Raw genomic sequence first — 18,109 nt, forward strand, 5'->3', positions numbered from 1 at the left:
GCCCCGTGCGGCCGACCCGCCCCCCGGGCCCCCCGGGGGCGCCCCCCCCGGCCGCTCAGGCCGAACAGTCCGTCCCCGCCGTCCGGTTCGTCGACATCGCGGGTGAGGGCGGCACCGTCCTCAAGGCCAATGTCGTCACCCCGGCCGGCGCCGACGGCTCCGCCCGCTATCCCGTGATCGTGCTGCCCACGAGCTGGGCGATGCCCCAGATCGAGTACCTCGCTCAGGCCGAGAAGCTCGCCGACTCCGGCTATGTCGTGGTGAGTTACAACAGCCGCGGCTTCTGGCAGTCGGGCGGCGAGATCGAGACCGCCGGCCCCAAGGACGTCGCCGACGCCTCGCTCGTCATCGACTGGGCGCTCGCCCACACCCCGGCCGACCCGGCGAAGGTCGGCATGGCCGGGGTGTCGTACGGCGCGGGCATCAGCCTGCTCGCGGCGGCGCACGACAAGCGGATCCGGGCGGTGGCCGCGCTCAGCGGCTGGGCCGATCTCATCGACTCCATCTACAGCGGCCGCACCCAGCACCTCCAGGCCGCCGCGCTGCTCGGCGGCGCCGGCTGTCTGACCGGACGGCCCGGGCCCGAACTCCGGCAGGTCCTCGGCGACTTCCTCTCCTCCAACCTGGCGAAGGAGGACGAGATGATCGCCTGGGGCCGCGCCCGGTCCGCCACCACCTACCTCGACGCGCTCAACGCCAGCCACCCCGCGGTCATGCTCGGCAACGCCTGGGGCGACACCATCTTCCCGCCCAACCAGTACGCGAGCTTCTACGAGAAGCTCGACCTTCCCAAGCGTCTGGAGTTCCGGCCCGGCGACCACGCCACCGCCGAGGCCACCGGCCTGTTCGGACTGCCCAACGACACCTGGACCAGCGCCCACCGCTGGTTCGACCACTACCTCAAGGGCGCCGACAACGGCATCGACCGCGAGCAGCCCGTCCAGCTGAAGCCGCGCTCCGACGCCGGCTACGAGGGATACCCCGACTGGAAGTCCGTCCAGGCGAACCGGCGGAAGTTCGCCCTCGACGACACCCGGCGCATCCTCACCGGCGTCGACTCCGGCGCCGACGGCGGCGTCGTGATGCTCTCCAACACCCTCGACCAGTTCTTCAAGACCCCGCCCGTCGCCTCGATCCCGCTGCTCCCCCGCACCTTCGCGGCCGTCTGGCAGTCCGAGCGCGCCGACGCCCCGCAGCGCGTGCGCGGCACGGTGCGGCTGCACACCACGGTCACGCCGACCGCCGGGAGCGGCACCTTCGTCGCGTACCTCTACGACGTGGGCCCGCTCGGCCTCGGCAGACTGGTGAGCAACGCCCCGTACACCTTCCACGACCGCACGCCCGGGCGCCCGTTCGGCGTCGACCTGGAGCTGTTCTCCACCGCGTACGACGTGCCGGCCGGCCACCGGCTCGCCCTGGTCGTGGACACCGTCGACCCGCTCTACATCGAGCACAACCCGATCGGTGCGCGGCTGACCTTCTCCTCCCCGGCGGACGACCCGTCGTATCTGTCGGTGCCGTTGCGGACGGAGTGAGTCACCGGCCGTCGCGGACCGGCGAGATGGTCAGTACTCGGCGGCCTCTCCGTAGACCTGGGAAAGCTCCGGGATGCCGGTCGCGGCCCAGTCGAGGCCGGCCGCCACCACGTCGATCTCCCGGCCCGAGGGCAGCCGGACCACCGGCTGGCCGTCGGGCCGCAGCCGCCAGCCGGCGCCGGCCACGGTCCGTACGACGACCGTGCCGAGGTAGAGCCCCGCGTCGTTGCCGAACCACGGCAGCTCCTCGGGGTCCTCGCGCCAGCGCGGCGGCAGCTGGTCGAGCGCGGCGAGCGAGCGCGGGGTGTCGTCGAGCCGCACCCCGGCGTCCTGGGCACGGGCGCGCAGCAGCTCGCACTCGGCGAGCAGCTCGGCAGCGCCCGCCGGGTCCCGGTCGAAGACCGTGACCAGCGGGGACCGTTCGGCTTCGTGCCGCTTGCGCCAGTTGTCCAGGAAGGGGATGTTCATCCGAACAGCGTCCCACCGCGCCCTGCCCGGCACCACCCGGCACGCGGAGATCATCTGCTGTCGGGGAGACCGTCAGACGTCGAGGTCGACGACGACCGGGGCGTGGTCGGAGGCGCCCTTGCCCTTACGCTCCTCCCGGTCCACGTAGCTGTCCTTGACGGCGTCGGCGAAGGGCTTGTTGCCGTAGACCAGGTCGATGCGCATGCCCCGGTTCTTCGGGAAGCAGAGCTGGCGGTAGTCCCAGTACGTGTACGGGTGGGCGTACTTCAGCGGGCGCGGCACCACGTCGTCGAGGCCGGCCTCGCGCAGCGCGGCGAGCGCGGCCCGCTCCGGCGCGGTGACGTGGGTGGCGCCCTCGAAGGCGGCGATGTCGAAGACGTCGTCGTCGGTGGGCGCGATGTTGTAGTCGCCGAGCACGGCGAAGGGGCGCTCGGCCGCCGCGTCGTCGGCGACGGCCGCCTTCAGCGCCTCCAGCCAGCGCAGCTTGTAGGCGTAGTGCTCGTGGGCCACCTCGCGGCCGTTCGGCACGTACACCGACCAGACGCGGACCGGGCCGCAGGTCGCGGAGATGGCCCGCGGCTCCTGCAGCCCCTCGTAGTCGGGGCCGCCGGGCAGGCCGGTGACGACGTCCTCCAGGCCGACCCGGGAGAGCAGGGCGACCCCGTTCCACCGGCCGGTGGCGTTGACCACCGACTCGTACCCCAGCTCGCGCAGCTCCTCGGTGGGGAACTGCTCGGCGGTGCACTTGGTCTCCTGGATGCACAGCACGTCGGTGCCGCTGCTCTCCAGCCAGGCCAGGAGCCGGGGCAGCCGGGCGGTGATCGAATTGACGTTCCAGGTGGCGATGCGCATGTCCGCAAGCCTAGGGCCTGTCCGGCGGATCAGGGTCGGATAGGCCGCGGCGTCTGGTGCGGTGCGTCGCAAGGCGCCGGAGCGCCTCGATAGCGGAGCTATTGGGGCGTTTCGGCAACGCGGCGAGGTGCCGTGCTGGGGGCACCCCCAGGCGAAGCTCTGGGGGAGTCGCGGCCCCGGCCATGATCCGCCGGACAGGCCCTAGCCGCGGGGTGTGACAGTCACCGGGCGACGTCTCACAGCTCGGTCGAGTCGCCCGGGGTGAGCCGGCGGTGGTCGGTGCCGCCGAGGGCGCCGATCTGGCGGTCGTAGATGGGGCGGGCCAGGTCGGTGAGGAGCGCGTCGTGGATGTCGTAGGCGCGGACCGGCTTGACCTCCCGGACGTAGTCGATGACCTCGGAGATCTTGTTCCACGGGGCCATGACCGGCAGGAACAGCGTCTCCACCGGCCGGTCCGGGACGGTCAGCGCGTCGCCCGGGTGGAAGACCGAACCGTCGATCAGGAAGCCGACGTTGGTGATCCGCGGGATGTCCGGGTGGATCACGGCGTGCAGCTCGCCGTGCACCTGGACGTCGAAGCCGGCCGCGGAGAAGGTGTCGCCGTGGCCGACGGTGTGGACGCGGCCGGGGAACGCGGCGGACAGCTGCTCGGCGACGCTCCGCAGCGTCCACACCTCGGCGGCCGGATCGGCCTCCAGGGCGGCGCGCAGCCGGGCCTCGTCGAAGTGGTCGGGGTGCTCGTGGGTGACGAGGAGGACGTCCGCGCCGAGCGCGGCGTCCTCCTCGGTGAACATCCCGGGGTCGATGACGAGCGTCCGCCCGTCCTTCTCCAGACGGACGCAGGCGTGGGTGTTCTTGGTCAGCTTCACACCCGGCAGGCTACGCCTGCGGGGTGGTGTACTCCTCGATCACGCGGCGGACGACCCGCAGCGCGCTCTCGGCCGCCGGAAGACCGCAGTAGACGGCGGTCTGGAGCAGGATCTCGCGCAGCTCGTCCGGGCTCAGGCCGTTGCGCAGGGCGGCCCGGGTGTGGTCGGCGAGGGCGTCGTGGTGGCCGCCGGCGATCAGCGCGGCGAGCGCGACGGCGCTCCGGGTGCGCCGGTCGAGGCCGTCGCGGCTCCACACCTCGCCCCAGGCGAAGCGGGTGACGAGGGTCTGGAAGTCCGCGTCGAAGGGCTCGGCGAGGGCCTCGTCGACACGGGCGTCGCCGAGCACCTCGCGGCGCAGCTTGAGCCCGCTCTCGTACGGGTCGGGGCGCGCCCCCTCGGTCTCCTCGGCGGGCACGGCCGGGGCGGTCTCGCCGGCCGGGACGACGGGTGCGGGGACCTGCGGGGCGGCCGGGCCCTGCGGGACCTGCGGGACCGGGACGCCGGGCGGCGCGGGGACGACGGTCAGGGCGCCGTGGGTGTCCTGGCCGAGCGGCGCGAAGTGGCCGGCGAGCAGCTCGGTGACGGCGGCGGGCTGTTCGACCGGGGCCAGGTGGGAGGCGCCGGGGACGACGGCGAGGCGGGCGTCGGCGATGCCGGCGACGAGGGTGCGGGCCTCGGCGGGCCCGGTGACGGCGTCCTCGGAGCCGACGAGCACGAGCGCGGGGATCCCGATCCGGCCGAGGGCCTCGCGGACGTCGAAGACGGCGAGCGCCTCGCAGGCGGCGATGTAGCAGCCGGGGTCGGTGGTGCGGATCATCTGCACGGCCCAGTCGACGATGGCGGGCTGGGCGCCGGCGAAGGCGGGCGTGAACCACTGCTCGGGCGCGCTGCGGGCGATCGGCTCCAGGCCGTTGGCGCGCACCATCACCGCGCGCTGGCGGAACTCGTCGGGGGTGCCGAAGCGGGGCGAGGTGGCGACGAGCGCGAGGGAGGCGACCCGGTGCGGGGCGCGCAGCGCGAGGTCGATGCCGATGGCGCCGCCGAGTGCGCAGCCGGCGTAGCCGAAGCGCTGGATGCCGAGTTCGTCGAGGGTGGCGAGCAGCCGGTCGCCGAGCTCGGCGACGGAGCTCGCCGGGTGGGCGGGGGCGCCGCCGTGGCCGGGCAGGTCGAAGCGGAGGACTCTCCAGGTACGCGTGAGCTCGGGTATCTGCCGGTCCCACATGTGCCAGGTGGCGCCGAGCGAGGGCGCCAGGACCAGCACCGGAGCGTCGTCGCGGCCGTCCAGTCGGTATTGCAGGTTGTTCGTCACAGTCTCACTCACGCCCTGCACGCTCTCACATTCCGTGGCCGGGCGGGCGTGCGGGTCAGGGGGACGTCGTGGAGACCACGTACACGCGCGGGAAGGCCGGGTCGGCCAGGTTGACGGTGATGTCGCTGGTGGGGCGGGGCTTCTCGCGGGTGACGGTGGCGCCGGACCAGGCGTGGTGGCCGGAGGTGAAGTCCCAGCCGACGATGCCGGAGGCGTGGTCGCCGATGGTGACGCGGCCGGCCTTGAGGGCGGCGCGGCTGGTGCCGCTGTCGGCGAGGTAGGTGTCGAGCCCGTTCGCGGTGGTGGTGAACTGCACGTACAGCCGGCTGGTCTTCCAGTTGCTGGTCTCGTAGTAGGCGACGTTCCAGGAGTCGGACGGGATCGGGATCTCGAAGACCCGGCGCTTCATCTGCGAGGGCCAGTTGTCCTGGAGGCCCATGGGTGAGGACTCGCGCTCCTTGTCGAGGCCGCTGTCCCGGCTCTGGTTGGCGGAGATCACCAGATAGCCGGCCGGGACGCCGATGAGCAGCACGATGGTGAGCAGCGTGAGGAAGCGGCGGCGCAGCATGTGCCGCCGGTCCTCGGGCAGCCTGCCGTCCGGGGCCGGGGTGGGGTGGGGCAGGGTGGGCGGGGGCGGGGCCACGGTCATGTCTGCGGATCCTGGGGGGTGGTGCGGGAGCTGCGGTCGGCGGTGGCGGCGCGCAGGGCCTGGGTGTAGCGCCCGTACCGCTCGTAGCGCTCGACGCGGCGCCGGTTGGCGCGGCGGAAGCGGCGGGCGACGAGCCGGGCGAGGTCGGCGGCGCCGACCATGCCGGCCTCGGGGCCGAGCTGGGCGCGCGCGATGCGGGCCTCGGGGCGGTAGCCGCGGCCGGTGAGGTGGCGGCGGAAGGCGTCCCGGGCGGGGCCGATGAGCAGGTCGTCGGCGGCGGAGACGCCGCCGCCGATGACGAAGCAGGAGGGGTCGAGGGCGGCGGCCAGGTTGGCGAGGCCGACGCCCAGCCACTGGCCGATGTCCTGGAGCAACTCGACGCACATGGCGTCGCCCTCGCGGGCGAGCTCGGTGATGAGCGGGCCGGTGATGTCGGGGACGCTGCCCTTGACCCGGTCGATGATGTTGTACGCGACCGGGGAGTCGGCGGCGGCGAGCTCGCGGGCCTCGCGGACCAGGGCGTTGCCGGAGCTGTACTGCTCCCAGCAGCCGCGGTTGCCGCAGGGGCAGCGGTGGCCGCCGGGGACGACCTGCATGTGGCCGAACTCGCCGGCGACCCCGTACTTGCCGCGCTTGACCTGGCCGTCCTCCAGGATGGCGCCGCCGATGCCGGTGCCGAGGGTGATCATGACGAGGTGGTCCTCGCCGCGCCCGGCGCCGAAGCGCCACTCGGCCCAGGCGGCGGTGTTGGCGTCGTTGTCCACCATGACGGGGACGGCGAGCCGGTCCTGGAGGGCGTCGCGGAGCGGCTCGTTGCGCCAGGCGAGGTGGGGGGCGAAGAGCACCCTGGCCCGGTCGGCGTCGACCCAGCCGGCGGCGCCGATGCCGACGGCGTGCACGTCGTGCCGGTCGGAGAGGTCCAGGACCAGCTCGACGATGGTGTCCTCGACGACCTTGGGGCTCTTGGACTTGTCGGGGGTCTCGGTGCGGACCTTCTCCAGGATGTTGCCGTCCGCGTCGACGACGCCGGCCATCACCTTCGTACCGCCGATGTCGATGCCGACGGTCGGCACCCGGGGTGCGGTCAGGTGGGAGCGCCGCTCCCGGGTGCCGACGGTCCGCAGGACCGTGCCGCGGGAGGCGCCCCTGAGCGTCAGGTCACGGTAGGTACTCATCGGCTCGATTCTGCCAGGTGGGGTGTGCGGGGCGCGTGATGAACGGATTACGGACCGGAGGGACGCTCCAGCTCGTGGCGCAGGTCCTCCAGCTCGCTGCCGCCGGCCATCTGGCGGGTCAACTCGTCCAGGGTGATGGAGTCCTTGGTGTGGCTGCCCGCCATGACTCCGCGCTTCAGCAGCACGAAACGATCACCGACGAGATAGGCGTGGTGCGGGTTGTGGGTGATGAGGACCACGCCGAGGCCCTGGTCACGCGCGGCGGCCACGTACTTCAGGACGACCCCGGACTGCTTCACGCCGAGTGCGGCGGTCGGCTCGTCGAGGACGAGGACCTTGGCGCCGAAGTGGACGGCGCGGGCGATGGCCACGCACTGCCGCTCGCCACCGGACAGGGTGCCGATGGGCTGGTCGACGTCGCGCAGGTCGATGCCCATGCGCAGCAGGGCCGTCCGGGTGGTCTCGCGCATCAGCTCGACGTCGAGGCGCTTGAAGGGGCCCTTGCCGCGGGTGGGCTCGGAGCCGAGGAAGAAGTTGCGCCACACCGGCATCAGCGGGACCACGGCGAGGTCCTGGTAGACGGTGGCGATGCCGCGGTCGAGGGCGTCGCGCGGGTTGGCGAGGGTGACCTCGTCGCCCTCGATGCGGAAGCTGCCGGCGTCGTGCCGGTGCAGGCCGGCGACGATCTTGATGAGGGTGGACTTGCCGGCGCCGTTGTCGCCGAGGACGCAGGAGATCTCGCCGGCGTTCACCTCCAGGGAGACGCCTTCGAGGGCGCGGATGTTGCCGTAGTACTTGCTGACGTCGTCGAGCTCGACGAGCGGGCTCGCGGTGTCGGTGGTGGTCGGGGCCGTGGTCACTTGGTGGCCTCCACGCGCTTGCGGATCCAGGCGTTCAGGAGGGTGGCGAGCAGCAGCATGGCGCCGAGGAAGAACTTGAACCAGTCCGGGTTCCACTCCGCGTACACGATGCCCTTGCCGGTCATGCCGAAGATGAAGGCGCCGACGGCGGACCCGATGGCCGAGCCGTAGCCGCCGGTGATCAGGCAGCCGCCGATGACGGCCGCGATGATGTAGATCAGCTCGTTGCCGACGCCCTCGCCGGACTGGACGACGTCGAACGAGAAGAGCAGGTGCTGGCCGGAGATCCAGGCGCAGAAGGCCACGCCCATGTAGAGGAGGATCTTGGTCCGGTAGACCGGGACGCCGACCGCGCGGGCCGCGTCGGCGCCGCCGCCGACCGCGAAGATCCAGTTGCCGAAGCGGGTGCGCAGCAGGATCCAGGTGGCGAGGGCGACCAGGGCCAGCCACCACAGGATGGTGACCTTCAGCTCGACGCCGCCGACGGTCCAGGTGGAGGCGAAGAGGGCCTGGGCGGAGGGGAAGCCCTCCATGTCGGCGATGGACTTGGTGGAGACGGTGCCGCTGATCAGCTTGGTGAAGCCGAGGTTCAGACCGGTCAGCATCAGGAAGGTGCCGAGCGTGATGATGAAGCTCGGCAGCTTGGTGCGGGTCAGCATGAAGCCGTTGAACGCGCCGATGGCGAGGGTGACGAGCAGCGAGACGCCGACGCCGACCCACACGTTCGCGGTCATCTGGTAGCTGAACATCGAGGACACCAGTGCCGAGGTGGTGACCAGGACACCGGCCGACAGGTCGAACTCGCCGCCGATCATCAGCAGCGCCACGGGCACGGCCATGATGCCGATGGTGGAGGCCGCGTAGAGGACGGTGCCGAGGCTGGCGGGGCGCAGGAAGCTGTCGGCGACGATCGAGAAGAACGCGAAGACGGCGATCGCGCCGACGACCGAGCCGAGCTCGGGGCGGGCGAGCAGCTTCTTCAGCGGGGAGGTGCGCAGGAGCCGCTCGTCGACGTGGTCGAGACCGTCCGAGGGCGAGGACGAGGGTGGTGCGGTGGCGCTCATCGGGTGCCCCGCTCCGTGTAGTCCTTGAGCGCGGCGGCCGCGTCCTTGGTGATGATCTGCGGGCCGGTGAGGACCGGCTTGCCGCCGCCGAGGACGTCGGCGTTGTAGCGGTACAGCCAGAGCAGGTCGACGGCCTCGTAGCCCTGGAGGTACGGCTGCTGGTCGACGGCGAAGCCGAGGGTGCCGGACTCGAGCGCGGCGGCGACCTTGGCGTTGAGGTCGAAGGTGTCGACCTCGGCCTTGCTGCCGGCCGTCCGCTTCGCCTGCACGGCCGCGTCGGCGAACGGCGCGCCGAGGGTCACGACGGCGTCGATGGACGGGTCGGCCTGGAGCTTGGCGAGGATCGACGCCTGGACGTCGGGCATGTTGGTGCCGTCGACGTACAGGTTCTGCATGTCCCCGCCGAAGCTCTTCCTGGCGCCGGCGCAGCGCTGCTCGTGGCCGACGTTGCCCTGCTCGTGCAGGACGCACAGGGCCTTCTTCCGGCCGCGCTTGTCGAGCTCCGTGCCGACGGCCTCGCCGGCGACGGTCTCGTCCTGGCCGATGTGGGTGAGCGCGCCGAACGCCTTGGACGCGTCGGCGCCGGAGTTCACCGTGATCACCGGGATGCCGGCCTTGACGGCCTTCTCCACGGACGCCTTCATCGCGTCGGGCTTGGCGAGGGTGACGATGATGCCGTCGACCTTCTTGGCGACGTACGAGTCGATGAGCTGGGCCTGCTGCTGCCCCTCGTCGCTGTGGGCGTACAGGAAGTTGATGTTGTCCTTGACGGCGGCCTGCTTGGCGCCGTTCTGGACGATGTCCCAGAAGGTGTCGCCGTCGCCCGAGTGGGTGATCATGGCGAAGGTCCAGCGGGGGGTGTTCACGGCCGCCCGCCCCTGCGCCGCGGCCGCCTTGCGGGCGTCCTCCGCGCGCTTGCCGCCGGTGCTGCTGCAGCCCGAGAGCGCGGCGGTCAGCGCCACCGCGAGCACGGCGCCGACCGCCGCGCGTACCCCTCCTGTGCGAACCCTGGTCACCAGGACCTGCCCTCCTTTGTGTCCTTCTGCGTGCATTGCAGTATCGGTCATGGGGGTCGCGCCGATCTTCAGCGGGGCCCGCGTCCCGTCGTCTCCTACCCGCGGCCGGGCAGCGGGAACTCGAAGGAGTAGCGGGAGGCCCGGTAGAGGTGCCGGCCGAACTCCACCGCGCGGCCGGTCGCGTCGAAGGTCACGCGCTCCATCGTCAGCACCGCCGCACCCTCCCGCTCACCGAGCAGCCACGCCTCCCCCGGCCCGGCGGTCCGGGCGCCGACGGTCTGCGTGGCGCTGTGCGGGTTCGCCCCGGCGGCGCCGAGCAGCCGGTAGAGGCCGGTGGCCGCGAGGCTCGCGGTGTCCGCGTCGAGCAGCCCGGCGGGCAGATGGTTGCGCAGATACGCGAGGGGCTCGCCGTGTGCCGAGCGGAGCCGCTCCAGATACCGCACCTCCGCTCCCTCCGGCACGCCGAGCGCCGCGGCGACCTCGGCCCCCGCGGGCTCCAGCCGGTCCACCAGGACCCGGGTCGCCGGCCGCTGCCCGGCCGCCTCCAGGTCGTCGTAGAGCCCGCTCAGCTCCACCCGCCGCCGCACCCTGCTGTGCACCACCACCGTGCCCACTCCCCGGCGCCGCACGAGCAGCCCCTTGTCGACCAGCGACCCGATCGCCTGCCGCACGGTGGGCCGCGAGAGCCCGAGCCGCCCGGCGAGGTCGATCTCGTTCCCGAGCCGGCTGCCCGGGCTCAGCGTCCCGTTCTCGATGGCCGTCTCCAGCTGCCGGGCGAGCTGGAAGTACAGCGGCACGGGGCTGCCCCGGTCCACGGACAGACCGGGCAGGTGCGCTGGCGGCTCGGGGCCTCGCGGAGACACGGACGGGAGGTTAGCCCCGGCGGCGGATCACCGGAAGGAGGCGGGAGCGGACCGGACAGGCGGCCGGGAGGCGGTCGGGACGGGTTGGTGTCCGGTTGTCCTGACATTTCCTTGACACCCCGTCCGTTCCGCACCACCTTGGGGGCCATGCGTATCGGACTGGTCGGGACGGGACGGATCGGCGCCTTTCACGCGGGGCTGCTCGCCCGGCATCCGGAGGTCGGGGCGCTGGTGCTCGCGGACGCCGACGCGGAGCGGGCGGCGCGGGTGGCGGGGGCGCTCGGTGCGGAGGCGGCGCCTTCGGTGGAGGCGCTGTTCGGGCATCACGTGCTGGACGCGGTGGTGATCGCGTCGGCGACGGCGGCGCACGCGGAACTGATCGGGCGGGCCGCGGCGGCGGGGCTGCCGGCGTTCTGCGAGAAGCCGATCGCGCTCGACGTGCCGGGAACGCTGGGTGCGCTGCGGGCGGTGGCGGCGGCCGGGACGGAACTGCAGCTGGGGTTCATGCGGCGGTTCGACGCCGGGTACCGGGCGGCGCGGGAGGCCGTGGCGGCGGGCACGCTCGGCCGGCTGCACACCGTACGGACGGCGACGTCGGACCCCGCCCCGCCGCCCGCCGCGTATCTGCCGCTGTCCGGCGGGCTGTTCCGGGACTGCATGGTGCACGACTTCGACATCGTGCGCTGGGTGACCGGGCGCGAGGTGGTGGAGGTGTACGCGACCGGGTCGGACGCGGGGCCCGCGATGTTCCGCGAGGCCGGCGACGTGGACACGGCCGCCGCACTGCTCACGCTGGACGACGGCACGCTGGTGTCGGCGACCGCGACCCGCTGCAACGGCGCCGGGTACGACGTACGGATGGAGCTGGCCGGGGAGCGGACGCAGCTCGCGGTCGGCCTGGACGAGCGGACCCCGCTGGAGTCGGTCGAGCCGCAGGGCCCGCCGCCGCCCGGGAAGCCGTGGCCCGGTTTCCTGGAGCGTTTCGGGCCGGCGTACGAGGCGGAGCTGGACGCCTTCGTCGGGCTGGTGCGCGGCGAGCGGGACAACCCCTGCGACGGCGGCGAGGCGCTCGCCGCGCTGCGCGTCGCGGAGGCGTGCGAGCTCTCGCGCCGGGAGCGCCGCCCGGTGCGGGTGGCGGAGGTCCCGGCCGGGTGAGCCCCGGGGGCCGGCCACGGCGGCCCCCGGGAGGGGAGATCACCAGACGACGGGCAGCCGGCGGGTGCCGCGGATCAGCATGCCCGGGAGCCATTCCCAGGGGGCCGCGTCGGGGTCGAGTTCCAGCCGCGGGAAGCGCCGGAGCAGCGACTCGATCGCCGTCTTGCCTTCCAGGCGGGCCAGTGGGGCGCCCAGGCAGTAGTGGATGCCGTGGCCGAAGGCGAGGTGGCCGCGCGGGTCGCGCCCGATGTCGAAGCGGTCGGGTTCGGGGAAGCGGCCCGGGTCGCGGGCGCCGGAGGCGAGGCCGACGAGCACGATCGCGCCGGCGGGTATCTCGGCGCCGCCGAGGGTGATCGGCTCCTTGGTGAAGCGGAGCGTGGCGTTCTCGACCGGCCCGTCGTAGCGCAGCCCCTCCTCGACGGCGGCGTCGATCAGGCCGAAGTCGGAGCGGAGCGCGGCCAGTTGCTCGGGGTGCGTGAGCAGGGCGCGAACAGTGTTGGCGATCAGGTTGACGGTGGTCTCGTGGCCCGCGATGAGCAGCAGATAGGCGAGGGCGCGCAGTTCGGGAAGCGAGAGCCGGTCGCCGTCCTCGGCACGGGTGGCGATGAGGGCGGACAGCAGGTCGTCCTGCGGCCCGGCGGCCCGCTTGTCCTCGATGAGTTCGTCGAGGTAGCCGTAGAAGCCGACCGCGGCCGCCTCCTGTTCGGACGGGTCTCCGGTCGGCGCGACGAGCGCGTTGGACCAGGCCCGGAAGGTGTCGCGGTCGGCGGTGGGAACGCCGAGCAGTTCACAGATGACGGTGATGGGCAGCGGGAAGGCGAAGGAGTCGACGAGATCGGCGCGGCCGGCCGGGGCCATCGCGTCGAGGAGCTCGTCGGTGAGCTCCTGGACGCGCGGCCGCAGCGCCTCCACCCGGCGGCCGGTGAACTCGCCCGCGACGAGCTTGCGCAGCCGGGTGTGGTCGGGCGGGTCGAGGATGAGGAGGTTGGGTCCGATGATCTCGTCCTGCGGCCGTTCCGGGCCGAAGTCGGAGAAGGACTTGGAGAGCCGCTGGTCGGCGAGGGCCGCGCGGGCCTCCTCGTAGCCGACGACGAGCCAGGCCGGCATGCCGTCCGGCGTCACGACCTCGTGCACCGGGCCGCTCTCGCGGAGCTTCGCGTAATACGGGTACGGGTCGGCGGTGAAGTCCGCTCCGTATTCCCCCAGTTGAATGACGGACATCGGCCCAGGCTACGCGCCGCCCGCTCCGTCGGGGAGGTCGAGCAGGCCGGCGTCGTGGACGAGGAGCGCGATCTGGACACGGTTGTTGAGGCCGAGTTTGGCCAGAATGCGGGAGACGTGGGTCTTGACGGTGGGGACGCTCATGTAGAGGGCCGCGGCGATCTCGGCGTTGGAGCTGCCCTGTCCGACGGCGAGCGCCACCTCCCGTTCGCGTTCCGCGAGTCCGGCGAGGCGGCGGGCGGCGACGGCGCGGCGCGGGGGTTCCGGCGGGCCGGTGCGGGGGCCGTGCGGCGTGTCCTGGCCGGCGACATGGGTCATGAGCTGGCGGGTGACGGCCGGGGAGAGCACCGGGTCGCCGGCGGCCACCCGGCGCACGGCCGTGACGATCTCGGCGGGCGGGGTGTCCTTGAGGACGAAGCCGGCGGCGCCGGCGCGCAGGGCCCGCAGGACCTGTTCGTCGGCGTGGAAGGTGGTGAGGACGAGGACCTCGGGCGCGCCGGGCCGGGCGCGCAACCGCTCGGTGGCGGTGAGGCCGTCGACCCGTGGCATGCGGATGTCCATGAGGACGACGTCGGGGGCGAGCCGGTCGACGAGCTCGGGGACCTCGGCTCCGTCGGCGCCCTCGCCGACGATCTCGATGTCCGCGGCGCCGCCGAGCATGAGGGCGAGGCCCGCGCGGACCAGCGGGTCGTCGTCGACGACGAGCAGCCGGACGGGCGGCCGGGCCGACGGCGAGGAGGGCGGCGGGGTCGGTGTCATGCGGGCCACGGTAGCCAGGCGTGCACGGCGAAGCCGCCGTCGGGGGCGGGTCCGTGGCTGAGCCGGCCGCCGGCGAGGGTGGCGCGTTCGGTCAGCCCGATGAGGCCCTGGCCGGAGCCGGGCACGGGCGGGACGGGCCCGGTGGGGGCCGGGTTGCGGACGTCGAGGTCGAGTCCTTCGCCGGGCCGGCCGCGCACGGTGAGGGTGACCTCGGCGCCGGGCGCGTGCTTGCGGGCGTTGGTGAGGGCTTCCTGGACGATGCGGTAGACGGTGCGGCCGGTGGCGGCGGGCACGGCGTCCGGGTCGGCCACGGTGGAGTCGAGGACGACCTTCATGCCGGCCTCGCGGACCTCGGAGACGAGGCTGTCCAGGGTGGCGAGGGTGGGCTGCGGCCGGTTCGCGGCGCCGCCGGCGCCGTCGTCGTCGTACGGCGACCGCAGCACGCCGATGATCTCCCGCAGGTCCTGCAGCGCCTCGTGGGCGCTGTCCCGGATCACCCCGGCGGCCCGCGCCACCTGCGCGGGCGGGGCGTCGGGCCGGAACTCCAGGGCGCCGGCGTGCACGCTGAGCAGCGTGAGGCGGTGGGCGAGCACGTCGTGCATCTCCCGCGCGATGGCCTCCCGCGCCTGCCGCTGCGCCTGCTCGGCCCGCAGTTCCGCCTCCGCCTCGGCGCGCAGCGCGCGGTCGCGCAGCGCCTCGACGAGCTGGCGGCGGGAGCGGACCAGCATGCCCCAGGCGGTGACCAGGAGGATCAGGACGATGCCGATGCCGATGGCGAGCGGGGTGCGGGTGCTGGGGTCGGGCCGTACGAAGACCTGCACGGTGGACGCGGCCACGGCGAGCAGCCCGATCCACGCCACCTCCTTGAAGGGGCGGCGCACGGCCACGCTGAACAGCGCGGCGAGCACCGCGCCGCCCGCCGTGGGGGCGACGACGCTGACGACGGAGAGCGTGACCGCGAGGCCGGTGGGCCATCGCCGGCGCAGCCACAGCGCGCAGCAGGCGAGTCCGCCGACGAGCTGGTCGGTCAGCGCGACGGCCGCGCTGCTGTACGTGGCGCTGGTCTCGGCCGCGAGCAGCCCCACGAACGCCGCGAGCAGGAAGATCGTGGTGTCGACCACCCAGTCCCGCAGGGTCCGCCGCGGCCGCCCCTCCCCCGGCCCCCGGCCCCCGGTGCGGGCGGCCTCGACCAGATGGGAGGGGAGCAGCCAGGTACGCGTCATACGGGAAATGTACGCAGGTGAGCGCCCTGCCGCGGCTCCGTGCGGCCCGCGCGATACCAAAGTCGCGCGAGCCGGGGACCTCGGTCGTACGAAGGTCGTACGGAAGTCGCGGGGAGCGGATACCGGTGGCCGACGCGGGCGGGGGCGGGTGTGGATCATGCTCGGAGCATGAAGAGGTTTCTCGAGGTCACGGGTTTTCTGGTGCTGGTCTTCGGCGTGTGCGGGGTGATCCGCGAGCTGACCGACGGCTGGTTCAAGCTGATGGGCGCGACCCGTTTCCTGACCGACAACATCGGCTTCCTGGAGGGCCGGGAGCTGTTCGCGAACATCGTGATCGCGGGCCTCGGGCTGGTGATCCTGGTGATATCGGACCGGGTGAAGAGCTGAGCGGGGCGCGGGCGCGCCGGCGGGCGTACGCGCATGGACTCGCCCACCCGCGCGACCGGCGGGAGTCCTCAGGAGGCGTCGGCGGCCCGGCGGCCCCAACTGGTGCCCGCGAGAACGAGGACGGCGCCGGCGAGGCCCGGGGTTCCGGGGCGGTCGCCGGCGAGCGCGATGCCCGCGGCTGCGGCCCAGAGCGGCTCGGTGCCGAGGAGGAGGCTGACGCGGGACGGGGAGGTGCGGCGGACGGCCCACATCTGGACGAAGAAGGCGAAGAGGGTGCAGAAGACGGAGAGGAAGAGCAGTCCGGCCCACTCGCCCGGCCCGAAGCCGAGGGCCGTCGCCCAGGGGGTGGCGCCGGTGCCGGGGACGGCGGCGAGGAGGGCGAAGACGGCGACGGCGGCGCCGAGCTGGACGGTGGTGAGGGAGAGCGAGTCGGCGCTCCGCACGGCCTTGATGCGGGACATCGCGAGGACGTGCACGGTACGGGCGAGCGCGGCGAGCAGCATCAGCAGGTCACCGGCCGAGGGCGCGGTGAAGCCCGCGCCCTGGGTCAGCAGGACCACGCCGGTGACGGAGAGCGTGGCGGCGCCGAGGAAGGCACGGGAGGGCCAGGTCCTGGTGACGGCCGCCTCGGCGAGCGGCGTGAAGATCATGGTGAGGCTGATGATCAGGCCCGCGTTGGTGGCGGAGGTGTGCACCACCCCGTACGTCTCCAGCAGGAAGATCCCGGCGAGGATCAGCCCGAGGACCGCCGCCCCGCGCCACTGGGCCGCGTCGAGGGCCCGCAGCCTGCGCCACCCGGCGGCGACGAGCACCGGCAGCACGATCGCGAAGCGCAGCACGAGGACGGCGAGCACGGTGTGGGCGGTGGTGACGCCCTTGGCGGCGAGATAGCTGGCGCCCCAGACCACCGCGACGAGCAGCACCGGCAGGTCGGTGAGCCAGGCGCGGCGCGGGGCGCCGAGGGTCGCGGAGGCGGCGAGCGACGACATGGCGTCTCCAACGGGTCAGGCGGGGTGGAGACTTCGACGGCTCGCACACGGGGGGGTGATCACCGTACCGGGGACGGCCCGTGGTGGCTACACCTTTCCGTAGCTGCCGTACGTGGGCCGGCCCGCCTGCTCGTACGTCTGGAGGGTGACGCCCGCCGGCGTCGTGCGCGCGTCGGTGAGCCGGAAGGCGCTGGGCCTGGCGCCCTCGGCGAACAGGCGGCGGCCCGTGCCCAGGACGACCGGGAAGACGAGCAGATGGAGCGTGTCGATGAGGTCGTGCTCCAGCAGGGTCCGCGCGAGGCCGCCGCTGCCGTGCATCTGGATCTCGCCGTCGAGCCGCTCCTTGAGGGCCGCGACCTCCTGCACGACGTCGCCGGAGAGGATCGAGGCCGGATCCCAGTCGGCGGTGGTGAGGGTGCGGGAGGCGACGTACTTGGGGAGGGTGTTGAGCTTGGTCGCGATGGGGTTGTCGGGGTCGTCGTGCTTCGGCCAGTAGCTCGCGAAGATCTCGTAGGTGCGGCGGCCGAGGAGGAAGGCGGTGGGCCGCGTGAAGACCTCGGTCATGAAGCGGCCGAAGTCCTCGTCGCCGTACGGGAAGGACCAGCCGCCGTGGTCGAAGCCGCCGCTGGGGTCTTCCTCGGGACCGCCGGGGGCCTGGTACACGCCGTCGAGGGTGAGGAACTGGGTGAGGCTCAGGGTGGCCATGAGGGGCCCTTTCTCTTCTTGTCGCCGTGTCTCACCTCTGGAGACCGTGCCCGCCCGCGGAACTCATCGGTGATCGGCTCGCCGTCCGATTCCCGCCAGCGCGAGGGCTCCGCCGCGCGTTTGATTGAACTCGCAACGACGGCAACTGATCGACGACGTAAGAGGAGTTCAGCATGTCCACGATGAGCGGCAAGGCGGTCCTGGTCACCGGCGGCAGCCGGGGCATCGGCGCGGCGACGGCCGTCCGGCTCGCCGAGGAGGGCGCGGACGTCGCCTTCACCTACGTACAGGGCGAGGAGCGGGCCCGCGAGGTCGCCGCCCGGATCGAGGCGGCCGGCGGCAAGGCGCTGGCCCTGCGCGCGGACGCGGCGGACGCGGGTGACGCGGCCGGCGCGGTGGAGTGGGCGGCGGACGCGCTCGGCCGGCTCGACGTGCTGGTGAACAACGTCGGCGTCGGGGTCCTCGGCCCGCTGGAGTCCCTGACCCTCGCGGACGTGGACCGGGTGCTCGCGGTGAACGTCCGCTCGGTCTTCCTCGCCGCGCAGGCGGCCGCCGCGCGCATGGCGGCGGGCGGCCGGATCGTCACCATCGGCACCTGCATGACCCAGCGGGTGCCGGGCCCCGGCGGCACGCTCTACGCGACGAGCAAGGCGGCCCTCGTCGGCCTGACGAAGTCGCTCGCCCGCGAGCTGGGCGGCCGCGGCATCACCGCGAACATCGTCCACCCCGGCCCGACGGACACCGACATGAACCCGGCGAACGGCCCGTACGCCCAGGCCCAGGCCCAGATGACGGCGCTCGGCCGCTTCGGCACGGCCGACGAGGTCGCCTCGATGGTGGCGTTCCTGGCCGGTCCGGGCGCGGCGTACGTGACGGGCGCCGAGTTCGCGGTGGACGGCGGCCACGCCGCGTAGGCCCCGGACGGACACGACGGCTCAGGCGCCCCGTGGGGGTCCCCCGCCGAAGGCAGGGGGAGAACCGAGCCTCGGAAAGAGGTGGGAGGGCGCACC

Annotated in this window: 19 protein-coding genes; 4 read left to right on the plus strand and 15 right to left on the minus strand. The window is 73.4% G+C overall.

Annotated features, from left to right (window positions below; all coding sequences use genetic code 11):
* Window positions 1-5 precede the first annotated feature (5 nt).
* On the plus strand, window positions 6-1,535 hold the full coding sequence (locus tag ACWEV0_RS24155; RefSeq protein ID WP_453151547.1) for an alpha/beta fold hydrolase: 1,530 nt from the start codon (window positions 6-8) through the stop codon (window positions 1,533-1,535).
* 30 nt (window positions 1,536-1,565) lie between these two features.
* On the opposite strand, the gene ACWEV0_RS24160 is transcribed toward ACWEV0_RS24155, so the two are convergent.
* The 10 genes from ACWEV0_RS24160 to ACWEV0_RS24205 form a co-directional block, all read right to left on the minus strand.
* Window positions 1,566-2,003 carry a DUF6278 family protein gene (locus ACWEV0_RS24160; RefSeq protein ID WP_453151511.1) on the minus strand — a complete coding sequence of 146 codons (438 nt, stop codon included), beginning with the start codon at window positions 2,001-2,003 and terminating at the stop codon, window positions 1,566-1,568.
* 72 nt (window positions 2,004-2,075) lie between these two features.
* Window positions 2,076-2,855 carry an exodeoxyribonuclease III gene (locus ACWEV0_RS24165; protein WP_453151512.1) on the minus strand — a complete coding sequence of 260 codons (780 nt, stop codon included), beginning with the start codon at window positions 2,853-2,855 and terminating at the stop codon, window positions 2,076-2,078.
* Between the two features lie 236 nt (window positions 2,856-3,091).
* On the minus strand, window positions 3,092-3,724 hold the full coding sequence (locus ACWEV0_RS24170; protein ID WP_453151513.1) for an MBL fold metallo-hydrolase: 633 nt from the start codon (window positions 3,722-3,724) through the stop codon (window positions 3,092-3,094).
* Window positions 3,725-3,734: 10 nt separating this feature from the next.
* Window positions 3,735-5,045 (minus strand): bifunctional 3-oxoadipate enol-lactonase/4-carboxymuconolactone decarboxylase PcaDC, encoded by a 1,311-nt coding sequence (gene pcaDC / locus ACWEV0_RS24175; RefSeq protein ID WP_453151514.1) that lies wholly within the window; start codon window positions 5,043-5,045, stop codon window positions 3,735-3,737.
* Between the two features lie 43 nt (window positions 5,046-5,088).
* Window positions 5,089-5,682 carry a hypothetical protein gene (locus ACWEV0_RS24180; protein WP_453151515.1) on the minus strand — a complete coding sequence of 198 codons (594 nt, stop codon included), beginning with the start codon at window positions 5,680-5,682 and terminating at the stop codon, window positions 5,089-5,091.
* Entirely contained in the window at window positions 5,679-6,857 is a 1,179-nt protein-coding gene (locus ACWEV0_RS24185; protein WP_453151516.1) for an ROK family glucokinase, read from the minus strand. Before ACWEV0_RS24185 ends, ACWEV0_RS24180 begins: the two co-directional genes overlap by 4 nt.
* A gap of 47 nt (window positions 6,858-6,904) precedes the next feature.
* Window positions 6,905-7,717 carry an ATP-binding cassette domain-containing protein gene (locus tag ACWEV0_RS24190; protein WP_453151517.1) on the minus strand — a complete coding sequence of 271 codons (813 nt, stop codon included), beginning with the start codon at window positions 7,715-7,717 and terminating at the stop codon, window positions 6,905-6,907.
* A complete protein-coding gene (locus tag ACWEV0_RS24195) occupies window positions 7,714-8,781 on the minus strand; it encodes an ABC transporter permease (RefSeq protein WP_453151519.1) in 1,068 nt (355 codons plus the stop codon). Before ACWEV0_RS24195 ends, ACWEV0_RS24190 begins: the two co-directional genes overlap by 4 nt.
* Window positions 8,778-9,797 (minus strand): sugar ABC transporter substrate-binding protein, encoded by a 1,020-nt coding sequence (locus tag ACWEV0_RS24200; protein WP_453151520.1) that lies wholly within the window; start codon window positions 9,795-9,797, stop codon window positions 8,778-8,780. Before ACWEV0_RS24200 ends, ACWEV0_RS24195 begins: the two co-directional genes overlap by 4 nt.
* A 95-nt stretch (window positions 9,798-9,892) precedes the next feature.
* Window positions 9,893-10,612, minus strand: a complete 720-nt coding sequence (locus tag ACWEV0_RS24205; protein ID WP_453151548.1) for a GntR family transcriptional regulator — start codon at window positions 10,610-10,612, stop codon at window positions 9,893-9,895.
* Window positions 10,613-10,807: 195 nt separating this feature from the next.
* Here ACWEV0_RS24205 and ACWEV0_RS24210 point away from each other — a divergent pair, with 195 nt between their 5' ends.
* Entirely contained in the window at window positions 10,808-11,815 is a 1,008-nt protein-coding gene (locus ACWEV0_RS24210) for a Gfo/Idh/MocA family protein (protein WP_453151521.1), read from the plus strand.
* A 39-nt stretch (window positions 11,816-11,854) separates the two neighbouring features.
* Here ACWEV0_RS24210 and ACWEV0_RS24215 read toward each other — a convergent pair whose 3' ends face one another.
* Genes ACWEV0_RS24215 through ACWEV0_RS24225 form a run of 3 tightly spaced genes read right to left on the minus strand, consistent with a single transcriptional unit; the run spans window position 11,855 to window position 15,018 of the window.
* Entirely contained in the window at window positions 11,855-13,036 is a 1,182-nt protein-coding gene (locus tag ACWEV0_RS24215; RefSeq protein ID WP_453151522.1) for a cytochrome P450 family protein, read from the minus strand.
* A gap of 9 nt (window positions 13,037-13,045) precedes the next feature.
* Window positions 13,046-13,795 carry a response regulator gene (locus tag ACWEV0_RS24220; RefSeq protein WP_453151523.1) on the minus strand — a complete coding sequence of 250 codons (750 nt, stop codon included), beginning with the start codon at window positions 13,793-13,795 and terminating at the stop codon, window positions 13,046-13,048.
* On the minus strand, window positions 13,792-15,018 hold the full coding sequence (locus tag ACWEV0_RS24225) for a sensor histidine kinase (protein ID WP_453151524.1): 1,227 nt from the start codon (window positions 15,016-15,018) through the stop codon (window positions 13,792-13,794). Before ACWEV0_RS24225 ends, ACWEV0_RS24220 begins: the two co-directional genes overlap by 4 nt.
* Before the next feature lie 168 nt (window positions 15,019-15,186).
* On the opposite strand from ACWEV0_RS24225, the gene ACWEV0_RS24230 reads away from it, so the two are divergent.
* Entirely contained in the window at window positions 15,187-15,405 is a 219-nt protein-coding gene (locus tag ACWEV0_RS24230) for a hypothetical protein (protein ID WP_453151525.1), read from the plus strand.
* 68 nt (window positions 15,406-15,473) lie between these two features.
* On the opposite strand, the gene ACWEV0_RS24235 is transcribed toward ACWEV0_RS24230, so the two are convergent.
* Together ACWEV0_RS24235 and ACWEV0_RS24240 are read right to left on the minus strand one after the other, a co-directional pair.
* The gene (locus ACWEV0_RS24235) at window positions 15,474-16,394 is read right to left on the minus strand and encodes a DMT family transporter (protein WP_453151526.1); all 921 of its coding nucleotides are present in this window, start codon (window positions 16,392-16,394) and stop codon (window positions 15,474-15,476) included.
* An 87-nt stretch (window positions 16,395-16,481) separates the two neighbouring features.
* Window positions 16,482-17,099: a dihydrofolate reductase family protein gene (locus ACWEV0_RS24240; RefSeq protein WP_453151527.1), complete on the minus strand. Its 618-nt coding sequence runs from the start codon at window positions 17,097-17,099 to the stop codon at window positions 16,482-16,484.
* 173 nt (window positions 17,100-17,272) lie between these two features.
* Between ACWEV0_RS24240 and ACWEV0_RS24245 the strand changes: the two genes are divergently transcribed.
* On the plus strand, window positions 17,273-18,013 hold the full coding sequence (locus ACWEV0_RS24245) for an SDR family NAD(P)-dependent oxidoreductase (RefSeq protein WP_453151528.1): 741 nt from the start codon (window positions 17,273-17,275) through the stop codon (window positions 18,011-18,013).
* The last annotated feature ends 96 nt before the right edge of the window (window positions 18,014-18,109 follow it).

This window comes from Streptomyces sp. NPDC003943 (assembly GCF_053605265.1).

What these genes read in the sequence shown, in the direction of transcription:
- ACWEV0_RS24225 (WP_453151524.1), bottom strand. Translation starts at nt 15,018, where the DNA reads ATGACGCGTACCTGGCTGCTCCCCTCCCATCTGGTCGAGGCCGCCCGC.
- ACWEV0_RS24245 (WP_453151528.1), top strand. Translation starts at nt 17,273, where the DNA reads ATGTCCACGATGAGCGGCAAGGCGGTCCTGGTCACCGGCGGCAGCCGG.
- ACWEV0_RS24185 (WP_453151516.1), bottom strand. Translation starts at nt 6,857, where the DNA reads ATGAGTACCTACCGTGACCTGACGCTCAGGGGCGCCTCCCGCGGCACG.
- ACWEV0_RS24220 (WP_453151523.1), bottom strand. Translation starts at nt 13,795, where the DNA reads ATGACACCGACCCCGCCGCCCTCCTCGCCGTCGGCCCGGCCGCCCGTC.
- ACWEV0_RS24235 (WP_453151526.1), bottom strand. Translation starts at nt 16,394, where the DNA reads ATGTCGTCGCTCGCCGCCTCCGCGACCCTCGGCGCCCCGCGCCGCGCC.
- ACWEV0_RS24215 (WP_453151522.1), bottom strand. Translation starts at nt 13,036, where the DNA reads ATGTCCGTCATTCAACTGGGGGAATACGGAGCGGACTTCACCGCCGAC.
- ACWEV0_RS24165 (WP_453151512.1), bottom strand. Translation starts at nt 2,855, where the DNA reads ATGCGCATCGCCACCTGGAACGTCAATTCGATCACCGCCCGGCTGCCC.
- ACWEV0_RS24240 (WP_453151527.1), bottom strand. Translation starts at nt 17,099, where the DNA reads ATGGCCACCCTGAGCCTCACCCAGTTCCTCACCCTCGACGGCGTGTAC.
- ACWEV0_RS24180 (WP_453151515.1), bottom strand. Translation starts at nt 5,682, where the DNA reads ATGACCGTGGCCCCGCCCCCGCCCACCCTGCCCCACCCCACCCCGGCC.
- ACWEV0_RS24160 (WP_453151511.1), bottom strand. Translation starts at nt 2,003, where the DNA reads ATGAACATCCCCTTCCTGGACAACTGGCGCAAGCGGCACGAAGCCGAA.
- ACWEV0_RS24195 (WP_453151519.1), bottom strand. Translation starts at nt 8,781, where the DNA reads ATGAGCGCCACCGCACCACCCTCGTCCTCGCCCTCGGACGGTCTCGAC.
- ACWEV0_RS24210 (WP_453151521.1), top strand. Translation starts at nt 10,808, where the DNA reads ATGCGTATCGGACTGGTCGGGACGGGACGGATCGGCGCCTTTCACGCG.
- ACWEV0_RS24230 (WP_453151525.1), top strand. Translation starts at nt 15,187, where the DNA reads ATGAAGAGGTTTCTCGAGGTCACGGGTTTTCTGGTGCTGGTCTTCGGC.